The sequence below is a fragment of the Streptomyces sp. NBC_01433 genome (assembly GCF_026340105.1).
GTDB lineage: Bacteria > Actinomycetota > Actinomycetes > Streptomycetales > Streptomycetaceae > Streptomyces.
This window is the reverse complement of record NZ_JAPEPM010000006.1, coordinates 115,307-138,503: the sequence shown is the minus strand read 5'-3', so window position 1 is coordinate 138,503 and position 23,197 is coordinate 115,307. Positions and strand designations below refer to the sequence as shown.

Genomic DNA, 23,197 nt, shown 5'->3' with positions numbered 1-23,197 from the left:
TTGCTCAGCCGTACGTCCAGCGCTGGCCGGTCCCGCGGTACTCCTCTACAGGGATCGCTTGCACACCCGGCCGCATGCGCTCGCGATACAGCACGCCGCCCAGGTGGTCGACCTCGTGGTGGACGAGCCGGGACAGGCCGTGGGTGAACCGCGACAGGTGGGTGGAACCGTCGAGGCTGCTGTGAGCGACGACAATGCTCAGCGGGCGAGGCACGCGTCCTCGGACGTCGAAGAAGCTGAGGCAACCCTCGTACTGCTCGTCCTCGTCCTCGGAGGCCTCGGCGACGAGGGCGTTCAACAGCACGATGGGCTCTGTACCGGCATCGGGTGGGAAGACGACGGCGGCGGCGCGGTCGATCCCGATCTGGGGAGCGGCGATGCCCATGCCCTTACCGAACGTGTGAAGTTGACGGACGCGGCCGACTGCGTCCATCAGCGCGGCGATGACCTCCTGGGCCTCTTCAGCCTCGGTGGGCAGATCGAAGGGACGGGCGGCGCGGGTGAGGACGGGGTCGCCGTCCTGGACGATGCCGGCGTTGGCCATGGCCTGGCTCGCGGACAGGGTGCTCACGGGGTTGTTCTCTTTCTCGTCGGCTGCGTTCTTCAGACGCCATTCGAGGCGGAAGCGGGCGTGCAGGGGCGGGTCGAGGGTGGCCCAGGAGAAGACGCTGTGCTCGCCTCGTTCCGCGCGCCGTGGGGGTGTGCGCAATGGGGCGAAGTCGGCGCTCATGGAAGTCTCGGTTCCCCAGACAGACGGTTCACTGTCTCGGGGGAAAGACAGTTCCACAGCCAGACGCCGGGTAGGCAGTCGCACCGCGCGCTGGAACCAGGGACCCCACTTCTCGGCGCCGACACAGTACGAGTAGGAGATCTCGGCTTCCTGGCCGGGGTAGAGAGGGAAACGGCTCGTTGGGTTCTGGAACTGGAGCCACACCTCCTTGAACGCGTCCCGGTCATGTTTGACGGTCCAGCCCATCGGCTCGTCCGCGCATTGCGCCGTGAGCTGGAGTTCTTCCCAGGTCAGAGGGTTGCGGCGGTAGAGGGCGTTGGACCGTTCCGGTTCGGATGGGTATCGGTCGACGGCAATTCGTACGAGGTAGCGGGTGACGGGCTCGGTGCCGTTGTTGTGCAGGAGCCTGCGCATGCTGAGGTGGAAACGTCCGTCGTCGTAGCGGAGCGCCGCCTCGTCCTCCAGGACCAGCAGGCCGGTACCGGACGGCGGGTCGTTCTGCTCGGCCGCCTGCGGGGAGGCGTCGGTGCGCTGCCATGCCCGCCACAGTGCTCCGCCGGCGTCGAGTTCGGTGTCCGCCCGGCGGGCGAGCTGGGAGCTGCCGTGTTCCCGGCCGGCCTCGAGGTGGCTCACGTACGAGGGGTCGATGTTCAGGCGCTGGGCGAGAGCTGCCTTCGACAGGCCCCGCACGCTGCGCCAGTGCGTGAGTTCCGCAGCGAACGTAGCCCGCTCCTCCCTCTCCAAGGTGGCTTTCCTCTCCGGGAGTTGCTGACGATCGTGAGTGAGCGCTCCTCATGGTCGCCTCATCCTGCCCGGTTGAAGCCCAATGGTGCTAGGCAGCGGCCCCAGCGAACCTCCGTGGTCGTCGGCCTCCAACCGTTGCCACGGCGACCTCATCCGAAGCGCACGTTCCGTGTCACCACGAAGGATGCCCCGTGAAGGTGATCACCCGCTTGGTTCTGCAGACCAGCTGGAGGAGCAGCACGGCCGAGGGACAGAGGCCCACATGAGCCCGAACGGCACCTACTGGATGAACTACGCCATCAGCGTCGCACAAAGGGCGCCCTACCCAGGTCGGCGAGTCGGCGTTGCGCTCGTCTCCGAACACGGCCAGTTGATCTGCTCCACCTTCGAGGGCGAAGTGCACGGCGCGTCCTGGTCCCGCGTTCTGCGGCGCAGGGTCCACGAAATCGGAGTATCCAGCGCGCACAGCGCCTATCTGACGATCAACACCCTGTCGGAGGCCGGATCCTTCGAACTGGCCGAGGTCCTGAACGACATGCGGATCGACAGGGTGTACATCGGTCTGCCGGACCCCGCGCTGACGAGCTACCTCAGCGGCGATCCCGTCACCGAGCAAGGCCACGTACTGCGCTTCCCCGACGAACTCCAGCGCCAGATCCTGGACCAGAACCGAGCCCTCTACACGGCGAGCGGGCAGAGCATCGAGTGCAACCCCCACTACTCCACCCACCGCATCAGTGAAGCCGTCACCGCCAAGCTGTTGTCCATGGGGTTCGCGCTGACCAAGGACGACGTCAACGCGCACCGGGGGAGGACGGCGCTTGCCTCTCTCATCTCCCAAAGGTACGGAACGGAGTTCAAGGAGGCGGATGGCGCCGTGGGCGATGCACTGGCCGCCGCGTTCGACACGAAGTACGGCACCTACGACTACACGTTCGACGCTCGCACCGCCAACGCGGGGTGGGCCGACGACTTCATGTCGATGTACAGCAGGACGTCCACAAGGCCCCTGTCCGCCGTCAACGTCCTCAACGTCGGCGTCGGCGCCGGCCACGAGGCCACGGCCCTGTTCTCCGGCTGCCCTCGAATCACCTTCGCCGATATCGCGGAAAGTGGCCTCGCAAACATACGCGGACGCATTCCCTGCTCGAGAACCGTCGTCTCCAGCGCCGAGGATCTTTCTGCCCTGCCGGACGGCAGTTTCGATCTGTATGTCTCCTTGAGGACATACAACTCGTCATTCTTCGACACGTCCGCAGCGGCCCGAGAAGCGCACAGAGTACTGAAGCCCGGCTCGGTGATTATCGTCTCCGTGGCCAACGGATTTCTGTATACTCAGCGAGGCTGCGTCGTGCCGGGACTGATCCTCCCCGGAACTGAATTCGTCGACCTCTACCGTGGAATGGAAACGGCTAACCTTATTGGCGCGGAGCTCGAATGCGCTGGATTCAAAGATGTTCGAACGCTCCCAACAAGTACCGAGATCTACCTGTCGGCGGTCACCGTCTAACCCTCCACTGCCCGGCCCGTCGCCGACGTCACGTCGGTTCCGCGGGAAGGACGACGGACGGCGTGGGCGGCCGGACGGACTGGAGGACAGCGTGAAGGAAGGGCTTCTGCAAATGAACGGGCGAACAACGGTTGCCGATCGCATCCTGCAGTTCAATGAGGGACTCGCGGGCACGACGCTCGAACTTCCCCCCGGGTTCAGGGTCGTCAACCCTTTCAGCGGCCCGCAGAAGGAGCGCGTCCGCGAGGTGACGACCGCGTTCTACCGCAGGTACTACGCCGACGACAGGCCCCGCCGGCTGGTCCTGGGCAGCTCGCCCGCCCGGCGGGGCACGGCCGTGACCGGGGTCCCGTTCGAAGACGCGAAGCTCCTGGAAAGCGACACGGGAGTCGACATCGCCGACGGCTATGCGGTGAGTCGGCCCTCCGCCGGGTTCCTGCACGACGTCATCGCGCGCTATGGGGGCCGCGAAAAATTCTACGCCGACTTCGTCATGAGCTTCGTGTGCCCGCTCGGCCTGGTGAGAACGAATCCCAAGGGACGGGAGGCCAACTGCAATTACTACGAGAGCAAGAAGCTGATTGAGCCTTTGCGATCCTTCCTCGTGGACTCCCTGGAGCGCCAGCTGGAATTCGGAACCGACACCTCGGTGTGCTACTGCATCGGTAGCGGCGAGAACTTCAAATTCCTCTCGGCGCTAAACGACAGTCAGGGCTACTTCAAGAAGATCGTGCCCTTGGAGCACCCGCGCTTCATCACGCAATACAACGGCGGAAGAAAAGAAGAATTCACCGAGAAGTACCTCAGTGCTCTGCGCGGCGTAGGCGATTAGCGGCGGTGCTCTCCGCAGCGCTTTCCCCGGCCAGCTCCCCGGCTGAGGGCTCCCAACGCGACGGATCGAGAAGAAGGAGAACAGCACAATGGCGTCAGAAGGCAAAATCCTGGTCCACTTCGGCCCGGAACACGCCAGCGTCCACCGCTCCCGGGGCAGCGGACTGCAGCTGCTCACGAGGGAACGGCTTCCGTTCGGAGCCGGCCTCGACGGCGAGGCGTTAGCGGAGCGCGTCGGCGAGTTCTGCGCCGGGCTCAAGGAGTACGCCGAGGCCGTCGACAACAAGAGCACGCGGGTGCACGCCACCGGGGTCTTCCAGCAGCTCCCGCAGCCGGAAGCGGCCGCGCTGGTCAACAGCGTCTACGTCGACACAGGCCTGTACTTCAACATCGTGGGTCCCGAGCTGGAGCGGTTCTACCTGGACACGGCCCTGTCCGCCTGCGGTTCGGACGACATGTTGGAAGGCCTGACCCGGCGGGAGTTCCGGACTGCCGTCGTCTGCGGCAGCTTCCAGCAGTGGCTGGAGCCCATCGAGGGCACCATCGCCCGGCTTCGCGAGACCGGCACCGAGGTGCTCAGCCCCCGCAGCACCAGGATCAAGCCGGAGACCGAGGGCACCAACTTCATCCTCTTCGAGTACCAGGACCAGCTGAAGAACGAACGCGACACGTGGCGGCACAAGTACGTGCACATGGACGCGTTCCGGCAGGCCGACGCTGTCGTCGTGTGCAACCCGGGCGGTCGCATCGGAAGCGGCACCATCTTCGAGCTCGGCTTCATGTCCGCACTCGGCAAGAGGGTCATCTTCACCGAGGAACCCCAGGGCGTGTCCGTCTCCTTCCCCTGCGAGGTGGGCCTGGGCGCCTGAGCCCAACCCGCTGAGGACTGCCGCACCCGACCCGTTCCCGCATCTTTGCCCGGATCAGGTCTCGGTGAACGGTGCAGTCCCCGGAAACAGGTCGCCTGCTCGTCCTCTCTGTCCAACCCGACCCCGCTTCTCGGCTACGAAGATACGGAAAGGACTCCCGCCGGTGGAACCCACAGACATAGCGCGCGACAGGCTGCGAGAGATCGTGGCGTCTGTCCTTGAGGTGGACAAGGAAGCCATCGAGCCTGGTGCCCAGTTCTACGAGGAACTCGGCATGAGCTCCTTGGAAAAGACCGAGGTCGTGGTCGCGGTCGAGCGCGAGTTCGGAGCCCTGTCCGCGCAGGAAGCGGCAGCCTTCACCAGCCTCGACGCCGCGGTGGCCGTGCTCGGCGAGCGGGCGGGGAGCCACCAGGGTGTCGACGTCGATTTGATCGACCGCCTGTTGGCGCGCCATGTCGACGCCGGCCGAGGTGACCGGATCAGCTACCTCGACCCCCAGGCCGGGGCGATCACCTACGCGGGCCTCCTGGAGGCAGCCCGTGGGTACGCAGGCGCCCTAAGCGCCGCCGGAGTACCCGAAGGCGCCCGCGGCCTCCTAGTCGCCGACGACTCCGTGGCGACCGTGGCCGCCGTCCTCGGCCTGTGGTGGCACGGCTGCATCCCCGTGGTGATCAGCCCGGTGCTCACGGACGGCGAAGTCCGCTACATCGCCGCCGACTGTGCCGCCGCGATGGTGCATTTGGACGCAGCTCCCGCGCGCCAGCGCGCCCTGGAGGAGCTGTTCACCACGACCACCCGCTTCGCCGGCGCCGACGTCCGCGCCGGCCTGGCGACGGCCTCGGCCGGCCCCGCACACCGCCCGCAGGAGGCCGGGCTCCCCGCCGCGTGGAGTGCGGGGAGCGAGGCGCTCGTGCAGTACACCTCCGGCAGCACCGGCATGCCCAAGGGGGTGAGGCACTCGGCCGGCGCGATCGCGGCCATGGCCGACGGCGTCGGCACGGTCCTGGCGCTGACGCCCGATGACACCGTGCTGTCCAGCGCCCGCATGTCCTTCGGCTACGGCTTCGGCAGCTCCGTCCTGTGCCCCTTGACGGCCGGCGCCCGCGTCGCGCTCATCAGCGGCACCGTCGACGTCCACTCCCTCACCGCCGCGCTGCAGCACCACCGGCCCACCGTGCTGTTCTCCGTCCCGCGGCTGTACGCGGCGCTGCTGAACGCCTCCGCAACGGAGTTCGCCCCTGGCGGCGTCGAGTCCGTGCGGCTGTGCGTGGCGGCGGGCGAGAACCTGCCCGGTCCGCTCAGCGAGCGGATCCGCGCCGGATTCCAGGCCGAGCTGCTCAACGGCCTCGGCGCGACCGAGGTCCTCTACATCGTCGTCGGCACCCCGCCGAAGGAGGGCCGGTCGGGGACCTTCGGAGTCCCGGTGCCCGGGATCACCGCGACTGTCCGCGCGGCGGACGGCACGCCCGTCGCCGACGGAGAGCAGGGCCGGCTGCACATCGCCGGTCCGACCGTCGCCCTGGGCTACATCGGCCGGCCGGAGGCCGCGGCGGTCACCTTCGCCGACGGCGGCGCCTACACCGGCGACGTGGTACGCCGTGCGCCGGAGGGCACGTTCACTCATCTGTGCCGCGCCGATGACGTGCTCAACCTGGGCGGCTACAAGGTCGTGCCGAGTGAGATCGAGAGCGTCGTCCGCGGTGTCGACGGAGTCCAGGACTGCGTGGTGGTCGGTGGCCGCGACGCCGACGGCCTGGAGCAGGCCGTGGCGTACCTGGTGGCCCGGCCGGGATCCGACGAGGCCGTGGTGCGGCGCGCGGTGAGCGCCGCGATCCGTGGCGGGCTCGCCGCCTTCAAGCGCCCCGCCTGTCTGGAGTTCCTCGACGAGCTCCCGACCACGTCGACCGGCAAGGTGGCCGCCTTCGAGCTGAGGAAGGCGGCAGCCCGATCGTGACCTGGGACATCACGGGCATGGCGGCCGTCGCCAACGTCGGCGCCACCCCCGGGGAGATCTTCGCCGCGCTGTGCGCGGGTCGGGAGAGCCGCCGGCCCTTGATGGCGTTCGACCCGGACAAGTACCGGGCGGCGTACGCCTACGAGATTGACGACCGGCCCGAGGGCGGCGGCGACCTGCCGCGGCGTGCCACCCGCTGGCTGACCACCGTCGTGCGCCAAGCGGCCGACGACGCGGGCCTGGGCGAGGACCTGGCCCAGGTGCCCGTGCTGGTCGGGACGACCATGCGCGAGCAACGCAGCCTCGAACTGTGGTGGCGCGACGGCGCGGACGTCGCTCTTGCGGAGCTGCACTTCGGCACCGCGCTGAAGGCGGCCTTCGGGGCGTCCACCACGTACACCTTCGCCAACGCCTGCTCCGCCTCGCTGTACGCGCTCGGCATGGCCACCGACATGATCGACCTCGGCCTGGCCGACACGGTCGTCGTCGCGGGCACCGACGCTGCCACCGAGGGCGGCTTCGGCACGCTGGACCGGGTGCAGAACGATCTCCCCGACGCGCTGCGCCCCTTCGACGTCACGCACAAGGGCATGCTGATGGGGGAGGGCGCGGCGGCCGTCGTCGTCCAGCGCGCTGGCACCGGAACCGGGCCCGTGCACGCCCGGGTGCGTGGTGTGTCCATGGGCTGCGACGCCCACCACGCCACCGCGCCCGACCCCGGCGGCATCACCCGCGCGGTGCTCGACGCCCACAGACGAGCAGGGGTGCGGGCGAGCGACATCGACCTGGTAATGCTGCACGGCAGCGGCACCCCCCTCAACGACACGACGGAGTCGAGCGTCCTTCGCCAGATCTTCCAGGGCGCGGGTGCGGGTCCGCGGATGACCGCCATCAAGGCGATGACCGGCCACACCCTGGGCGGCTCGGGACTGCTCAGCCTCGTCATGGCGGTGCTCGCCATGAAGGAAGGGACGGTACCCCCGGTCCTGGGGCTGACCGATCCGATCCCGGAGGCCGCGGGGCTGGGCCTGGTGCAGGGCAGCCCCGTCTCCGGTGACCTGGCCATCGCTCAGGTCGACGCGTTCGGCTTCGGAGGGATCAACGCCGTCGCGATCGTGGAGGCGGCTCGATGAACGCGACGAGCACCGCGCGCAGCGGGAGGGGTCCGAACGGTAGGGAGGTCGTCGTCACGGGCATCGGCCTGGCGCTGCCCGGAGTCGGGACGTACGGAGACCTTCTCGGACCGCTGCCGGGGGAAGGCGGCTTCGACCCGGCCACCGGACTGGTCGGACGCGAGCTGCGCCATAAGGACCGCGCGTCCCGGCTCGCCCTGCGCGCGGCCGAGTTCGCTCTCCACGACGCCGGTCTGACCGACGCCGACGCCATGTTCACGGGCGCGGCCGACTCGACCGCCGTTGTGGTCAGCGCCAACTGGGGCAATGCGGACAGCGTTTGTGAAGCCGTCGACACCATCGCCACCGCGGGCGTCACGGGCCTCAGCCCCCTGGGGTTGCCGCAGACGTCCAGCAACGTCATCGCCGGTTGGGTGGCCATCCGCTACCGGCTGCGCGGCCCCAACCTGACCGTCAGCAACGGCGTCACGAGCGGTCTGGACGCCGTGGCCTGGGCCCGGAACCTCATCACGGCCGGCCGCGCCGAGGCCGCCGTCGTCGTCGGCGTCGAGCCAGGCAATCACGTGGTGACGAAGATCCTCGGCGAGCATTCCACCGACGCGGCGGTCGCGGTCGTCCTGGAGCCCGCGGACGCCGCCGCTTCCCGGGGCGCACGGCCCAGCGCCACCATCGCCGGCTACGCACGGAGCCGGAACCTCGCCGAGGCACTGGCCTCCACCGGGGCGACCGAGGGAGGCCCCGTCGGACTGTGGCTCACGGACGGGACGGAATCCGCCGGCGCCGGGGCGGGCCGTCTGCTCGCTGCCACGCGCCGGATCGACCTGGAATCCCAGCTGGGCCCGCTGTCCGGGGCGCTCGGCGTCCTACAGTGCGCCACCGCGGCCGCCCACCTGGCCAGCGGTGCCGCCGGCAACGTCCTGGCCACCGTCGGAGGCCCCCGCCACGACGCGACGGCCGCCCTGCTGCTGACTCCGCCACCGCCAGCCCTTCGCCCGTCCATGCAGGAACGAGGACAACACCCATGACCACGACGAGCGTGACCATCGAAGAGCTCCGCGTCCTGATAGCCGGGACCCTGGAGATCAACCCCGAAGAGGTCACCGACGATGCGCACTTCGCCCACGAGCTCGACATCGACTCGCTGTTGATGCTGGAGATCTCCACCCGCGTGAGTGCGTACGGCGTCCCGGACAACGCGGTGGCCGCCAGCGGCGTCACCACCCTCGCCGAGCTGCACGCGTTCCTCACCTCGAAGCTCACCGGCGAGACCCCGCCCTCTCCGCTCATCCGACCCAGGCCCGTAAGCGACCCAGCGGCACGTCTGTTCCTGCTCCACCACGCCGGCGGCTCGCACCTGCTCTACCGGGGCTGGGCGGAGCACGTCCCCGAGAACTGGGAACTGTGTCTCCTGGAGGCGCCCGGCCGCGGCAGCCTCCAGGCCCTGCCGCTGATCGACGACTGCGAGCAGCTGGTCGACTACTTCCACGCCGCCGTCGCACCCCTGCTCGATCGGCCCTTCGGGTTCTTCGGCCACAGCATGGGCGCCCTGCTCGCCTACCAGCTCACCCAGCGACTCCTCCGCGAGCGGGAACCGCTCCCCGCCTGGCTCGGGGTCTCCGCCTATGGTGCCCCGGGAGGCGACGCAGGCGGCAGCAGCCCTCACCTGATGGCCGACGACGAACTGCGCGCCTGGCTGCGCAGCGGCGGCGGCAGCCCACCGGAGCTCCTCGACAACGACGACGTCTGGAAGAAGTTCGCCCCGGTGTTCCGCAGCGACTTCAAACTCGTGGACACCTGGGCTGCGCCCCGCAGCCCCCAGCCGCTGCCCGTCCCGCTCACGGCGTTCGCGGGCCGCGGCGACACGCTGATCGGCGAGGACCGACTCCTCGCCTGGCAGGCGCTCACGACCGACTTCCGCGGACTCAAGAGGTACGACGGCGGCCACTTCTACCTGCTGGACCATGCGCAGCAGCTCACCGCCGCCATCACGGACGCGATGCGCCCCGCAGCCCCGTGAGCCCGCTCTCACCACCGCGCCGCACGCCAGACGATCTACCCCGACGGGGTGCCGCCTGCGCAGGGCGCGGGGACGGGCGCTCAGGCGGCGGGGTCGACTTCGGGGTGCGTGAACCGCACGGGCCGGCCCAGCGACCGGGCGTAGGCGATCTCGGACCTGGTGCTGTCTCCGATGTAATCACCGACCACGAGCACCTCGTCAGCGAGAAGGATCTTCGACCGGTGCAGCTCGTCGAGCCGAATCTTCAGCGCCTCAGCCTCGACAGGATCGGACCAGAACTCATGCGGCGACTTCAGGTCGCAGCCCGGCTTGACGACGATCCTCCCGGCCTTGGTCTCCCGCACATCGGCCTCGGCCATCTCGGCCATAAAACGGGTGGAGCCGCAGATCGCGACGATACGCGGAAAGTTCAGCCGCTTCTTCGCCTCGGCGAGCTGCTCCGCGGGGGTGATCACTTGCGGGGACGACACTGTTCCTCCTGGTGGTGCTGCCCAAGGGATGCCTGCGGAGACGAGAACGAAGGCGTCCAAGATCGCCTCACGGCGAACCCCGTGCACGCCTGCGCGCCCGCACTCTATGCGACGAGCACCCCCACCCGGTGCCGCGGCGCCCGCCGACCGGCCCTACGCCCCGCCCGTGCGACGCCGAATCGGTCGCCATCGCCGCAAAGAGCCCACTTCGCTTACCGCGACCACCGCCCCGACCAGGCGATTCACCCGGCATCCCGCCGCGGTGCCGACCTGCTCGGCCGATCCCCTGCCAACAGCTGTGCGCGGCGCCGGAGCAGGCTCGGATACCGACCCCACCCGAACGAGGGAAATGCAGATCAGATGACCGCATTGACGCAGGGGCTTCCGCCGACGATCACCTCTGCGGCATACCTGCAGCTGCCGGCCGAGCGCGGCCAGTTCCCCCGGCCCGACCGGCCGCCACATCGAGGTCGCGGCTCAACTCGAGGTGGATGCGGGCAGCAGTCGAGGGCGCGGCCCGGGAGCAGTCCTCCAGAAGCCCAACGTCGCAGCCGAACGGGAGCTCACCCCGGTTCTCCCCACGCTCACCGCGCAGATCGCTCGCCAGGGCGAACGCCTCACTGGCACCCCGCGCCTGCGCCCAGGTCGACCTGACCACCTGCCACCCGCTCACTGACCACGATCGCTGTGCGCTTCGACGAGGAGACCATGTCCACCGCATCTCACCAGCCCTGCCTCGGCAGCCCCACCGAGACGGTCGCTGCGCCTTCCGCACCCGGCGAGCGAGAGCAGATCACGGCGCTCGCCGACACGCTGGTGCTCGAGTACGGACTGCACCCGGCAGAAATCACGCGGATCCCGGAGGGCACCGCGACGGACAACTTCTCCATCGTCGACCAGACGGGCCGACGGCACTTCGGCAAGGTCTATCGCACCCGAAAGAGCTTGGATCGGGACCTGGCGTCGGTCGAACTGTCCGAGTACGCCGCCGACGGGGGCGTCGCCACCGCGCGGGCCGCCCGCACGCGCGAGCACGAACTCATCGCGACCCGCGGCCCCCTGCCGATGTCCCTGTGGTCGTACGTGCCGCACACCGAGACTGCCGAGGGCACCCTGAGGGGTGCACGGTGGGCAGCGGTCGGCGCCGCGATGGGCCGTCTCCACAGCCGACTCGCCACGCACACCGCCGCCGCACCCACCCTGAAACCTGGTGCCGCGGTCTGCGACGTGGCCACCGCCCGCAGCCGCTTCGACAAGCTGATTCTCGCGTACCAGCACAAGCCCACGCTGAGCGAGTTCGAGACGTGGGCACTGCGGGCGGTGCGTGAGCGACACGCCGTCCTGGGGGACGTCGAGCGCTTCCTCTATTCACTTCCACCGCTGACGGTCCAGGTCATGCACGGCGACCTGGCCGGCCCCAACGTCCTGTTAGCAAACGACGTGGTCGCCGCGCTCGTGGACTTCGGACCACCCACACCCGATTACCTCGCCTGGGAGCTCATGCGCCTTGGCTGTGACCCCGCGAGCTTCCAGTCCAACGGCGTCGAGAGGTGGATCATGGGATACACCGACCTCGCCCTCGCCTATCGAGACGCCAACCCGACGGCGCCCGCGGACGACATCCTGTCCTCGCTTCGCGTCGGCTGTGCAGCCATGCTCTGCTCGGCCTTTCCGCTGTCGGCACCCGTGGAACGACCCCACCTCGTCGATGCCGCGCTCGAGTCCTACGCGCGGGCACGGCACGAGGCCGCGCTGACGCTGCTGGAGCAGTTGCCTGTCCTGGAGGCGGCCCTGCGCGATGCTCTTCGCTGAGTCCATGCCCCTCATGGCCGGCGTACTCACGCAACCCGCAGGCCCGGACACCGAACTCCACTGCCGGGGTGTGCTGTAGCAGCAGGGCGCTCCGGGCCGGCCGAGGGCGCGGCCGCCGCGCCCGAGGGAGCGGGGGCGGCCGCGGTGGGACAGGAGGGCGGGGCGACGATCATCTGGTGAGCCGCTCCACCTGAAGCAGCTGGTCGGGGCTGACGTGGATCGCGGCGATGGTGGCGAGCCACTGCATCCACACCGGCTCGATGCCGGGCACAGCTTCGAACTCGGCGTCGGTGACGCGTCCCTGCGCGTAGGCGACCGTGCGGTCTGCCAGCTCCTGCAGGGCGTCGGGGGCGATCCAGCGGACGTTCTTCGTCTCGCGGGCGCTCGGGGTGAGGTCGCCGGTGACGGTGGCCCGGTAGACGGTCCAGTCGTGGCCGGTGCCGCGGGTGCCGGGACGGCGGCGGCATGGGTTGTCCCGCCAGCAGCCGGTGACGCGGGTGAGGCCGGTGACGGTGAGTCCGAGTTCCTCCTCGACCTCGGCGCGGCCTGCGTCCTCGGCACTCCCGTGGTCGTCGATGTGGCCGGCGGCCGGTGCCGTACCGGCCGGGAAAGTGGCGCGATCGAACATCAGGTAGCGGCCCTGGCGGTCGGTAATGACGACGCCGACCGAGGTGTTGTCGCAGGCCTTCATGGTCTCGCTCCTGATGGGTGCTGAACATCGCCGGCGTATCGCGGCACGGCCTGTTCCTCGGAAATCCTGCCAGGGCAGGGAGATTGACGCCGTGCGGAGCCACCGGCTCATGAGTCAGTGAGGATATGCGCCAACTCGTCGACGAGCGCGATGAGCCAGGCACGTTCGGCGCCGTGACGGCCTCGGCGGAAGCCACGCCTTCGGCCGCTGTAGGCGGCCTGTACGGCACTGAGCTGTGCCCAGCGCCGTGCGCGCTCCCGGTCAAGCTCGGCGGCGCTGGTGAAGGCGTCGATGGTGCGGCCGACCGCCCTGGCCAGGTCTCCTTTCTCAGCGAGGACGACCGACCGGGATTTGGTCAGCGTGCCGCAGTCGTACGCCCGGTCGCCTACCCAGCCCTTCGGGTCGGCGGCCAGCCAGGGCTCTCGGGTGGCCGCCAGGATGTTCCGCGCGTTCAGGTCGCCGTGGATGAGGGTGTCCGGCTGGTGGTACGCGAGCTCGCGCACCGTCGCCGTCGCGGCCTGCACCGTCCGGGACGGCAGGGCGTCCGGGAAGTCCTCTGTATCCCGGCGCAGTTGCTCTTCCCACGCGGCGGCCCGGTCTTGGAGCCGGGGCAGTCCGGCGGGGGCGGGGACTGCGAGGCGGCGGCTGACGCTCCCTGCGATCGCCGCCACCTCGTCGCCCTGCCCGGCCTGCGCCAACGTCGTGGGGTGTGCCCGCTCCAGGAGCATGGCGAACCGGTCATCGTCCCGCTCGTGCAGCAGGACCGCTCCGCGCCCGCCCCAGGCCGAGAGCGCGTCCGGCTCGAACCGGTTCTCGGGATGAGGAAAGGACACCTTCAGCACGGCAGCCTCGGTCGTCTTGCGCAGTACCGGGACGACGATCCCGACGCCCCCGTACAGCAGGTCACCGTCCGGCGTGCAGTCCCAGCGCTCGGCCAGCTCGCGCACCATGGCCGGGAGGGCGGAGAGCCATGCCGAGCCGGCGGGGCCTTCGCGGTCCACGGTGACCCGCACGAACGCCTCCGGAGGAATGATCACCGGCGCACCGCCCGGCCGGGGTGCGCGGCGCCGTGCCGGTGCGCTGCTCCTACCGGGCGGCCGGTCACCGCCGTGCCGGCCACTGCTGCTCCAGGAAGTGCCGGAGCTCTGGGGTGGTCGGCGGGAGTTCGTCCAGGGCGCGCACCCACTGGTGGCGATCGTGCTCGGACAAGGTGACTGGGCCCGGCTTCTCCGGCGTGCAGGCGAAGACGAACTGGCGGCTGGTGCGGCCGCGGGAGTTGGTGTAGTCGAAGTGGCCCGCGTAGCGGTCGATGGTGATGGTGAGGCCGGTCTCCTCCACGATCTCGCGGTGGAGGGCGTCGACGATCGACTCGCCCGGCTCGAGCCGGCCGGCCGGGGTCTCCCAGGTGCCGCCGAGGTAGTCGTCCGGGTTGCGGCGGACGACCAGGAGGCGTTCGTCGTGCATGATCAGGCCGCCGGCGACGAGGGTGTGGACTCCGTCGCGGTGGGCCTGGTCTTCGAGTTCGGCGGCGAGACCGCGCAGGGCGGCGTAGCGGGCGAGCGGGCTCATCGGTCGGTCCCCGAGGTCCTTCGGGTCGATGAACGCGAGTGCCCGGCCTTCGGTGAGGGTCAGGGTGCCGGGGTCGCCGTCCCAGGTGCCGCGGAAAACGTAGGTGAGGTGCCCGTCGTAGGCGGTGTGGGTGAACAGGTGCGAGAGGTGCACGGCGGCTTCGTCGAGGCCGACCTCTTCGTGGACCTCGCGCACGATGGTGCCGCGCGGGCCTGCATCGGCGGCCTCTGGCTTGCCGCCGTTGGGTGACCAGGTGTCCGGCCAGCAGGTTCCCGGGCTGTCGTCGCGCAGGTGCATCAGGAGATGCCCGCTCCGGTTGGCGATCAGGGCCAAGGTGCCGTAGCCGTACGGCGGTTGGCGCGGGGTGATGAGCTCCAGGACGCGGTCGGTGTCCTGCCGTGTGGTGGGGTGCAGCGGGGCCCGGTCGAAGTCGTCACGCGGGATGAAGCCGAGCTCGCGGCCTTCGGTGAGGGTCAGCGTGTCGGGGTCGCCGTCCCAGACGCCGTGGAAGACGTGGCGGGGGTAGCGGTCGGTGTGGGTGGAGAACAGGTGCGTCAGCCGGATGTTCTCCAGGCCGGTTTCCTCGCGCAGCTCCCGGCACGCGGTGGCGTGCGGGTCGGGGTCGTCGCGTTCGGCGCCACCGCTCATCGGCGCCCAGGTACCCGGCGCCCAGATGCCCGGTTTGTTGTCGCGCAGGTGCATCAGCACCTTGGTCGTGGCCGGGTCCGTGAGCACGACGAGGGCGCAGTACGTGTCCTCGTCCGCCGGGCGGTCCTCGCCCGGCAGGCCCAGGCTCGCCAGGACCCGGGCGCGCAGGACGGGGTCCCCGAGTTCCGAGGGCGAGCGCCATTGCGCCGCGCCGACCTCTTCGGCCTGCAGGGTCAGGTCGACCGGTCCGCGGGCGCGAAACAGGTAGCGGACGTCGTAGTGCATGTGAGCGGGCTCGTTCTTGTCCGGCCGGGCCGCGATCGTGTGGACGTCGATGTGCACGGGCGTGCCGTCGCCGAACACTTCCAGCTCGGTAACGCCGGTCTCTTCGGCGATCTCGCGCCGGACAGCCTGCCCGAGCGTGCGGTCCGAGTCCTCCAGGTGTCCAGGCTGGATCCAGCGGCCGGAGGCGAGGTGGTGGATGAGCAGAACGTCGTCGGCGTCGTTGATGACGACGCCCGAGGTGGTGACGTGGCCGTCGAACTCCCGCCTGCCAGTCACGTCGGCGCCGGCGGCGAGACGGTCCAGGAGGGGCTGGAGCAGCGACTGTTCGTCGGGGTGCCCGCCCAGGTAGCCGGTGACGAGGTCCTGGAGGTGCGGGGCGGGAATGGTCATGGCTCTCCTGGTGACCTCGTGCGAGGCGCAGCTCCACACCGGGTGCGGCGGGGGACGGCGCGTTCGAACGTAGCGGCCCATCTGCGGGCGCGGGCACGGATCGCGAGAACATCACCCGGGCGTGCACCAGCCGCGTCGAAGGTGCCGATGCTAGCCGCCGTCGGAGCCGCTCAGGGGTGTGACGCTCCGGGTGCTCACCCGGCCGCGAACCAGATCGAGCCACTCTCGCGGGCGCCGGATTCCGGGCCGGCCGGGAAAGTTCAAGAATCCTTTCTCCCAGCATCTCCCCAGTTCAGAGCCCTCCCTTTCGCGGGTGGCGGCTGGCGGCAGGGCGGGCCAGGGATGACCGGATCACGGTGCTGGTGGCCGCGGATTGTCAGTGGCGTGGGCGAAGGTCCGTCCGCAGAGCACAGCCACACCACACCGAAGGAGACGGGTGCCGTCCACGCGTCATGCAATCCGCCGCTCGGGCGACCATCCCGCAGCCTTCCCCGTACGTGTGAATCGAACGAAGCGACAGGAGCCGGCCCAGGCAGACGGCGCTTGCCGTCCGCGTCCCGGCGTCGAACCTTCACTCGACTCGTCGCCCTCGACTGCCCGTAGCGGCCCTGCGATCAGGTCCGTTGTCCGGGTGCTCTACCCCGTTTCCGCAACCGAGGAGAACCCGTGAATCCCGTCCGCTTGGTCACCCTTCACCCTGTTCTTGAGAACCCTCCTGCTGCGGCCGCCGAGGCCCTCGCGCACCGGCGGCCCGTCGACGTCCGCCGCGTCCTGTTCGCCGCAGCATCACGACCGTCATCGGGGTGGGGGGCATGACCAACCCGACCACTTCGCCCCCTGCCCTGCTCACATGGGCCAGCCGGACACTCGGCGCCCGTCCCGCCGTCAAGGACGTCAGCCATCCGCGCGAGAACTCCCGCGTCTGGCGGCTCGACCTACCCGAGGCACTCCGCTTCTACCTGAAGATCTCCCCCAAGGCCGTGATGTACGAGCGCGAGACGCTCGCGCTCCGAAGTGCCGCACCGGCCCTCGGCGCCGACTGTGCGCCGCAGCTGCGCGCCTCGAGCGCGGAGCATCTGGCACTGCTGCTGACCGCCGTCCCGGGACGGCCGCTCAAGCAGCTGGAGCTCTCGCCCGTGGAGGAAGCCCGCGCTCACCGGCACGGCGGCGCCCTGCTGGCTCGCCTCCACGCGGCCGGTGATCTGTCCGGTCCTCGGCGGGCCGAGGCGGAGCAGGCGCTGCAGGCCGCGGCCGAAGGCGCCGACAGGCACCTGGCGGCGGCCGGCGACCGGCTTACCGCGCCGCAGCAGAAGCTCGTGCGCCAGCTGGCCGAGGAACTGCGGAACCTGCCGCCGCTGCCGCTCGCGTACATCCACGGCGACGCGTGGGACCGCAACCTCATGTGGTCGGCCGCACGGCAGCAGGCCGGATGGATCGACTTCGAGCGCTCCCGGGCCGCGACCGCCGTGCAGGACTTCGTGCTGATGGCCTGCTCCACCTGGACCGACCGGCCCGACCTGCGGGCCGCGTGCCTCCAGGGCTACGGCCGCAACCTCACCGTCGAGGAGCAGCACGCCTTGAAATGCCTCGCGGCGATCGACGCGGTGAGCTGCCTGGTCTGGGGACCCAAGCTCGACGACCCCCACGTCACCGCACGCGGACGGCGCACCCTGGACCGGCTGATGGCGGGGGTGTTCGCATGACCACACCGCACAACCGGACCGACTCCCCGACCGTCACCGCAGCACGCGGCGGGGCAGCGTCCCTCCCGGCCGCGCGGACGGGCGCTCCCCAGCCCTCCGCGCCGCCCGAGCTCGACTACAACGGGCGCAAACACCGGCGGGCGATGGACGACGCGAGTCTGTGGGACATGGCCCGCCGCATCCCCGCGGCCCTGACCCAGACGGCCCGCCTGGCCTGGACGGTCGACCGGCGCATGGCACTGACGATCATCGTGTGCCAGCTCCTTTCCGGCCTCGGCACGGCCGTGATGCTCACCGCCGTCTCCCTAGCCCTGCCACAGCTGATGGCCGCCGACCCCCGCGAGGGCCTGGCCCGCGCGTGGCCGTCACTGATCGTCGCCGTCGTCGCGATGGGCACCGGCGCGACCATGTGGATCCTCGCGGACTGGGCGACCCGACGCCTGAACCCCAAGATCGCCTCCGCCGCGGATCTCCAGCTCGTTGACCTCCACATGCGGGCCGAACTCGCCGCGTACGACGCGGAAGGGTTCGGCGACCGGAGCCAGGCCGCGGAGATCGGAGCGCTGCGCGCCGTCGACATCGCCGACGACGCCAAGACCCTCACCAACGGACTCGTCCAGCTAGCCTCCGCAGCCGCGGTCCTCACCTCCCTGCATCCGCTGCTCCTCGGCGTGCTCCTGCTGTCCGTCGTCCCCCGCGGTCTCGGCGGCGTGATCGCCGCGCGGGTCGACTACCGGGTCCACGACCAGACGATCTCGGCCCGCAATGTCCGCGGCATGATGCGCTGGTGGCTGACGACGGCCGAGCTCGCCGACGAGCTTCGAGCCAACACCATGCGCGGCTACCTCCACTTCTGGTACCGCTCCATGTGCGACCGGGTCGAGATGCGCGAGGTTGCCGGGGCCCGCCCGTACCTGCGGATCACGCTGCTGGCCGCCTCCCTCGGCGGCCTGTTCACCCTCGGCATGTGGGCCTCGCTCGCTGGCCTGGTCCTCGCCGGCGCCATGTCGACCGCGATCGCGGGCACTGCGGTCGTCGCCTCACAGACCGCCGGCCGCGCCCTGAATTCGATCATCCGCTACAGCACGGTGATGTTCCACCACGGCCTCTACCTCTCCGACTACTACGAGTTCATCGACGAGGTCCGCGCCATGACCACGGCCCGCGGCACCACACAGGCCAAGGCTCCGCAGCAGATCCGCCTGGAAGGCGCCTCCTACACCTACCCGAGCATGGAGACCGCCGCCGTCCAGCCGATCACGCTCACCCTCAACTGCGGCGAGGTCGTGGCACTGGTCGGGGAGAACGGCGCCGGCAAGTCGACACTGATCCGGATGCTCACCGGGCTAACCGTGCCGTCCCACGGCAAGGTCCTGTGGGACGACACCGACCTCGCCGACGCCGACGCGGAGACGGTGTGGCGGCACGTGGGCCTGGTCCCGCAGAAGAACGGCCACTGGCCGCTGGCCGCACGGGAAAACATCACCTTGGGCCAGCCCCGCGAGCACGGCGACGAGCGGATCTGGGACGCGGTGGAGCGCGTCGGCATGACCAAGGCGCTGCGTGAACTGCCCGATCAGCTCGAGACGTTGCTCGCCCGGTCGGTGTGGGGCGGCCACGAGCTCTCCGGAGGGCAGTGGCAGAGATTGGCATGCGCGCGAGCGATGTACCGGGAGCCGGCCGTGCTCGTCCTGGACGAACCGACCAGCGAGATGGACGCCCGAGGGGAGCACCAGATCTTCCGGGAACTGCGCGCCATGGCTCCGGACCGGATCACCGTGGTGGTCACCCACCGCTTGGACAACGTCAGGATGGCCGACCGGGTCATCGTGCTTGACCAGGGCACTGTCCGGGAGCAGGGCTCCTTCGACGAACTCGTTGCGACCGAGGGGAGTTTGCTCGGCGAGCTGTACGCCCTCGCCCAGGACCGCTGACCGGCGGCCACCAGCAGAGATCAACGCGGGGCCGCGCAACCCGGCGCGGCCCCGCCACTCCCCTGTCGCAAAGGAGCGCCATGCACAGCCCGGAGCCCGAAGCCGTCAACGCCCGAGCCTGGACCACGTACGGGAATCACCACATCCGACGTGGCACCGACGTCCCCGAAGTGGAGCGCATCTCCTGGGGGTTCTGGCCGACCGGGCCCGGCGCCGAGGCGCTCGGCGACCTCACTGGCCTGCGCGTCCTGGACCTGGGCTCCGGTCTGGGCAAGCATGCCGCCCACCTGGTGCGCGAGCACGGCGCCACGGTCGACGCGGTAGAGGCATCCGCCGGCCAGCACGCGCGGGCCCTTGCCCGCTACGGCGATCTGTCGGGCCTCACCCTTATCCATGCCGACGCCGTCAAGTATCTGCAGGGCGCGGAACCTTACGACGTCATCTACTCCATCCACGGCTTCGGCTACATCAACCCCCACCGTCTGCTGCCCGCCGTCCGCCAGGGCCTCAAGCCTGGCGGGCTACTCGCCTTCTCCGTGCTGCACACCAACTCCCACGGCCGCGGCCCCTCGCCGAGCGTCACCCCGCGCACGGAGACCCTCCCGCTCGCCGATGGAGAGAACCAGACCGTCGAGATGTGGGTCCTCACCCCGCAGCAATGGGAGGCCCTCTTGGTCCAGTACGGCCTCAGAATGGAGACGGTCACCTTGATCAATCCCCCGACGCCGGACAACCACGTCTCCTGCCGGCTGTATGCAGCCCGGCGCCCGCAGCGGGTGCCAAACCCGGCATGCGGCGGACACGCCGTGCCGGTCCCCCGGAACGACGATCGAACCGTCGACCGGAAGCCGACCGCGGTCACGGGGGAGGCGACACCTTGGACTCGCTGACGAACGACCCCCGCTTTGCCGCGACGTCGTTTGTGGTGATCGACTTCGAGGGCCTTACCCCCGCAGGACGGCCCGCCGAGCCGATCGAGGTCGCGGCGCTGACGCTGCGCCCCCTGGATGGGCGACTGGTGGAAACCGGCCGGTTCGAGGAGCTGATGCGGCCGCCCGCCGACGTGCCCGTGACCGCGCGGGACGTCCAGCTCAAGGGCATCACCCAGCGGATGCTCACCTCGGCGGCCTCCGCTGCCGAGGTGATGGCGCAGCTCGACGCGCGCCTGACTTCGCCGCCGTACCGGCTGGTCGCCCACCACGCCTCCACGGAAGCCGGGATCGTCGCCCGCCAGGCAGAGCACTGTCCAGTACTCGCCGCGACGCCCCTGCTGGACACGTTGCGTCTGGCCAAAGCCGTCGTACCCGGTCTCGGCTCCTACGGGCTGGACAGCCTGCTCGGCCACTACGGCATCCCCATGCCTGCCGGACGGCACCGGGCAATGCCGGACGTCGAGGTCACCGCCCAGGTGCTGATCCGACTCCTGGACGTCGGGTGCGCGGGTGGCCGGTGGAACACGCTGCTCGAACTGGACGTGGCCGCCGGGTTGCAGCCCACACGGCGACCCGCGGCCCCGGACGCGGAACAGGGCGCCCTGTTCTGACCGGTGGCCCGCCAAAGGGGACGTTGCGCAGCCGGTGCCCCGGAACGACACCCTTCGGGCCGGCCGTGGCGGTCCCCTGCTCACGTGCGTTGGGCAGACCGACGCGAAGAGAGGTAACAGATCGTGCGGGTGTTCATCGCTCCGGACACCGCCGAGGGCACCACGCGGCTGAGGCGAGTGTTCGCGACCGCAGCCCACGAAGTCGATCATTGCGAGGCAACGGAGTACGTCACCCACCTTGGCAGGAGGCCGGCGCCGGGCGGGGCCGTCCTCCAGCAGTCACGGTGAACTGCTGCCGAGGGGCTTGGTCATGGCCCGGTTGACTCGGTGGTCGCGTCCAGCGACGTAGGAGGGACAGGACAGGTAACCGGTGCGGTGGTAGAGGGTCAGGGCGGCGGTGTTGCGCCGTCCGGTCTCCAGCACGATCCGGGTTGCGCTGCGGCTGGCAGCGTGGCGTTCGAGGTGTTCGAGGAGGTACCGGCCGATTCCGTGGCCGCGGGCTTCGCCGGAGACGTACATGCGTTTGATCTCTGCGGTGTGCTCGTCGAGGAGGCGTACTCCTCCGCACCCAACGGCCTCTTCACCGACGTGGGCGATGAGGAACAGGCCGTGGGGCGGGTCGAAGTCCGCCTCGGGGGTGGTGTCCGGGTCGTCGGCGAAGCCGTACAGGCCGAGCTGTTCGGCGCGTAGGGCCTGGGTCAGGCGGCGGGCGTCCGGGTGGTCGTAGGGTGCGGCGGTCACGGAAGGCGCCAGGCGTATCCCGGCCGGGGCGTCGGAGGCGGTGGGCATGGAGGTCATGAAACCGATAGTGCCCTGTCGACGGCGCCGAGCGCACGGGCGCCGTCCGGTGTGCGCATGCGGACGCCGGCGGAGCGGCGGATCCGGCGCAGGAGGTTGCGGCAGCGGATGGACTGCACGTCGGGTACCCAGTCGGCGAGTTGCAGGAGGGTGGCTGCGGTGGCGTCGGGGTCGCGGGCGAGGAGGTGGGCGTGCGCGAGGTGGATGCCGTGCAGGAGGGCGGAGCGGGGGAATCCGCTGGTGGGGCCTTGGTCGGTGAGGGGGGAGAGGAGCGTGGTCGCCTCGGCGAGCAGGCGCCTGGTGTGGGCGGGGTTGGTGGCGGCCAGTTCTACGAGAGCGTGGCCGGCCTCGGCGGATACCTGTTCGGGGGTGAAGTAGTACAGGGAGGGAGGGTCGTCGTCGCGGCGGTGTTCGAGGAGGGTCCGGCAGCGGTCGGTGGCGTCCCGGAAAGCGCTGATGTCGCCGGCCGCGGCGTGGGCGGTGGCCATGCGGCCCCAGGCGCGGGCGCGGGCGAGGGAACTGCTGCGGGCGGTGTGCTCGACGGCAGCTTCGGCGTAGCGCAGGGCGGCGGCGGGCTTGCCGGTCGCGGCGTGCTGGTAGGCCAGCATGCCTAAGACGTTGGCGACCGTGGTGGTGTCGCCGGCGGCTCGGGCGAGGCGGATCGCGAGGAGCTGGTAGCGCTGGGCGGCTGCGTTGAGGTCGGCGTCGAAGGCCATCCACCCGCTGAGCTGGGCCATGCCGCTGGCGGTGGCGAGGAGGCGGGTGCCGACGTCGGTGGTGTAGCTGCTGCTGCGGACCACATCGAGGACGCCGGCGAGCTCGAAGCGCACGTACCTCTGGGACAGGGCTCCGCCTCCGGCGGTGTCGTCCAGCCGCCGCAGGCGGCCGAGGTGCCCTTCGAGGACGTCGACGAACGCGGGCAGGACCTGCTCCTGGGTGCCCGGTGCAGCGGTGCGCAGCGGGCTCTGTCGGGTGGCGTCCCAGACGGCGCTCAGGAGTTGGCTGTCGCCTGCCGTGTGGAGGATGGCCTGCTCTTGCGGGTCGGTAGCGGTCCACGCGGTGGCGGTGGCCAGGACGTCGGCGACCGAGCGGCGGCCGACGAGATCGTCGGTGGCGGTCTTCTCGGCCGTCGCGCCGCCCGCAGCGGGCTCTCCCCAGAGGTCCGCGGCGTTGAGAGGTTCGCCGGTGGCCTCGGTGAGGACGGTGGCCGCGAGCCGGCGCATGGTCGCGGAGCGGGGCCTGGTGCCGTTGAGCCAGGCCCGGCCGGCGGTCAGGTGAAAGGTGGGCTGGCCGGCGGCTTCCAGACGGGGGTTGAGGGCCCGGACGAGATCACGGGGTGTCCACCGGGCTGCCCGGAGGGCGGCGGCCAGGACCTGGTTCAAGGGGGGCGCGGACGCCGACCCGGCGTCCACCGACGTCGCGTCGCGGAGGGTCATCACGCCCGGACGCTACGTCAGATTTAGTGTGTGAGGCGCGAATTCTCGGCTTTTCTCGCTCTCGCCGCGAAATTCTCAACGTTCTCTCCGGTCTCCTCTGCCGCCGCCTCTTCGGGCGCTGTGTGCTGGT

General features: G+C 70.3%; 19 protein-coding genes. 12 read left to right on the top strand and 7 right to left on the bottom strand.

What is annotated here, in order from left to right; genetic code table 11:
- Positions 1-4 precede the first annotated feature (4 nt).
- Positions 5-1,474, bottom strand: a complete 1,470-nt coding sequence (locus OG413_RS44140) for a peptide deformylase (protein WP_266815667.1) — start codon at positions 1,472-1,474, stop codon at positions 5-7.
- 262 nt (positions 1,475-1,736) lie between these two features.
- Here OG413_RS44140 and OG413_RS44135 point away from each other — a divergent pair, with 262 nt between their 5' ends.
- The 7 genes from OG413_RS44135 (at position 1,737) to OG413_RS44105 (ending at position 9,788) form a co-directional block, all read left to right on the top strand.
- On the top strand, positions 1,737-2,984 hold the full coding sequence (locus OG413_RS44135) for a class I SAM-dependent methyltransferase (protein WP_266815666.1): 1,248 nt from the start codon (positions 1,737-1,739) through the stop codon (positions 2,982-2,984).
- A 91-nt stretch (positions 2,985-3,075) separates the two neighbouring features.
- Positions 3,076-3,816 (top strand): uracil-DNA glycosylase family protein, encoded by a 741-nt coding sequence (locus OG413_RS44130; protein WP_266815665.1) that lies wholly within the window; start codon positions 3,076-3,078, stop codon positions 3,814-3,816.
- An 88-nt stretch (positions 3,817-3,904) separates the two neighbouring features.
- On the top strand, positions 3,905-4,684 hold the full coding sequence (locus OG413_RS44125; RefSeq protein ID WP_266815664.1) for a nucleoside 2-deoxyribosyltransferase: 780 nt from the start codon (positions 3,905-3,907) through the stop codon (positions 4,682-4,684).
- A 163-nt stretch (positions 4,685-4,847) separates the two neighbouring features.
- A complete protein-coding gene (locus OG413_RS44120) occupies positions 4,848-6,638 on the top strand; it encodes an AMP-binding protein (protein WP_266815663.1) in 1,791 nt (596 codons plus the stop codon).
- Positions 6,635-7,771, top strand: coding sequence for a beta-ketoacyl synthase N-terminal-like domain-containing protein (locus tag OG413_RS44115; RefSeq protein WP_266815662.1), 1,137 nt, complete (start codon positions 6,635-6,637; stop codon positions 7,769-7,771). The genes OG413_RS44120 and OG413_RS44115 overlap by 4 nt, the downstream gene beginning before the upstream one ends.
- Positions 7,768-8,796 (top strand): beta-ketoacyl synthase N-terminal-like domain-containing protein, encoded by a 1,029-nt coding sequence (locus tag OG413_RS44110; RefSeq protein WP_266815661.1) that lies wholly within the window; start codon positions 7,768-7,770, stop codon positions 8,794-8,796. The genes OG413_RS44115 and OG413_RS44110 overlap by 4 nt, the downstream gene beginning before the upstream one ends.
- The gene (locus OG413_RS44105) at positions 8,793-9,788 is read left to right on the top strand and encodes a thioesterase domain-containing protein (RefSeq protein ID WP_266815660.1); all 996 of its coding nucleotides are present in this window, start codon (positions 8,793-8,795) and stop codon (positions 9,786-9,788) included. The genes OG413_RS44110 and OG413_RS44105 overlap by 4 nt, the downstream gene beginning before the upstream one ends.
- Positions 9,789-9,868: 80 nt before the next feature.
- On the opposite strand, the gene OG413_RS44100 is transcribed toward OG413_RS44105, so the two are convergent.
- A complete protein-coding gene (locus OG413_RS44100) occupies positions 9,869-10,258 on the bottom strand; it encodes a hypothetical protein (RefSeq protein WP_266815659.1) in 390 nt (129 codons plus the stop codon).
- Between the two features lie 708 nt (positions 10,259-10,966).
- Here OG413_RS44100 and OG413_RS44095 point away from each other — a divergent pair.
- Positions 10,967-12,070, top strand: coding sequence for a phosphotransferase (locus tag OG413_RS44095; RefSeq protein ID WP_266815658.1), 1,104 nt, complete (start codon positions 10,967-10,969; stop codon positions 12,068-12,070).
- 169 nt (positions 12,071-12,239) lie between these two features.
- Here OG413_RS44095 and OG413_RS44090 read toward each other — a convergent pair whose 3' ends face one another.
- The 3 genes from OG413_RS44090 to OG413_RS44080 form a co-directional block, all read right to left on the bottom strand.
- On the bottom strand, positions 12,240-12,761 hold the full coding sequence (locus tag OG413_RS44090) for an NUDIX hydrolase (RefSeq protein WP_266815657.1): 522 nt from the start codon (positions 12,759-12,761) through the stop codon (positions 12,240-12,242).
- 107 nt (positions 12,762-12,868) lie between these two features.
- On the bottom strand, positions 12,869-13,798 hold the full coding sequence (locus OG413_RS44085) for an aminoglycoside phosphotransferase family protein (protein ID WP_266815656.1): 930 nt from the start codon (positions 13,796-13,798) through the stop codon (positions 12,869-12,871).
- A gap of 64 nt (positions 13,799-13,862) precedes the next feature.
- Positions 13,863-15,653 carry an NUDIX hydrolase gene (locus OG413_RS44080; RefSeq protein ID WP_266815655.1) on the bottom strand — a complete coding sequence of 597 codons (1,791 nt, stop codon included), beginning with the start codon at positions 15,651-15,653 and terminating at the stop codon, positions 13,863-13,865.
- Between the two features lie 812 nt (positions 15,654-16,465).
- Here OG413_RS44080 and OG413_RS44075 point away from each other — a divergent pair.
- The 4 genes from OG413_RS44075 to OG413_RS44060 all read left to right on the top strand — a co-directional run bounded on the left by OG413_RS44075 (position 16,466) and on the right by OG413_RS44060 (position 20,833).
- Positions 16,466-17,356, top strand: coding sequence for a phosphotransferase enzyme family protein (locus OG413_RS44075; RefSeq protein WP_266815654.1), 891 nt, complete (start codon positions 16,466-16,468; stop codon positions 17,354-17,356).
- A complete protein-coding gene (locus tag OG413_RS44070; RefSeq protein WP_266815653.1) occupies positions 17,353-19,290 on the top strand; it encodes an ABC transporter ATP-binding protein in 1,938 nt (645 codons plus the stop codon). Before OG413_RS44075 ends, OG413_RS44070 begins: the two co-directional genes overlap by 4 nt.
- A gap of 80 nt (positions 19,291-19,370) precedes the next feature.
- Complete coding sequence (locus tag OG413_RS44065) at positions 19,371-20,180, top strand: bifunctional 2-polyprenyl-6-hydroxyphenol methylase/3-demethylubiquinol 3-O-methyltransferase UbiG (RefSeq protein WP_266815652.1); 810 nt, start codon at positions 19,371-19,373, stop codon at positions 20,178-20,180.
- Positions 20,168-20,833, top strand: coding sequence for a PolC-type DNA polymerase III (locus tag OG413_RS44060; protein ID WP_266815651.1), 666 nt, complete (start codon positions 20,168-20,170; stop codon positions 20,831-20,833). Before OG413_RS44065 ends, OG413_RS44060 begins: the two co-directional genes overlap by 13 nt.
- Positions 20,834-21,112: 279 nt before the next feature.
- Here the strand turns inward: OG413_RS44060 and OG413_RS44055 are convergent, their stop codons facing one another.
- Complete coding sequence (locus OG413_RS44055; RefSeq protein WP_266815650.1) at positions 21,113-21,631, bottom strand: GNAT family N-acetyltransferase; 519 nt, start codon at positions 21,629-21,631, stop codon at positions 21,113-21,115.
- The gene (locus tag OG413_RS44050; protein ID WP_266815842.1) at positions 21,628-23,067 is read right to left on the bottom strand and encodes a hypothetical protein; all 1,440 of its coding nucleotides are present in this window, start codon (positions 23,065-23,067) and stop codon (positions 21,628-21,630) included. Before OG413_RS44050 ends, OG413_RS44055 begins: the two co-directional genes overlap by 4 nt.
- Between the last annotated feature and the right edge of the window lie 130 nt (positions 23,068-23,197).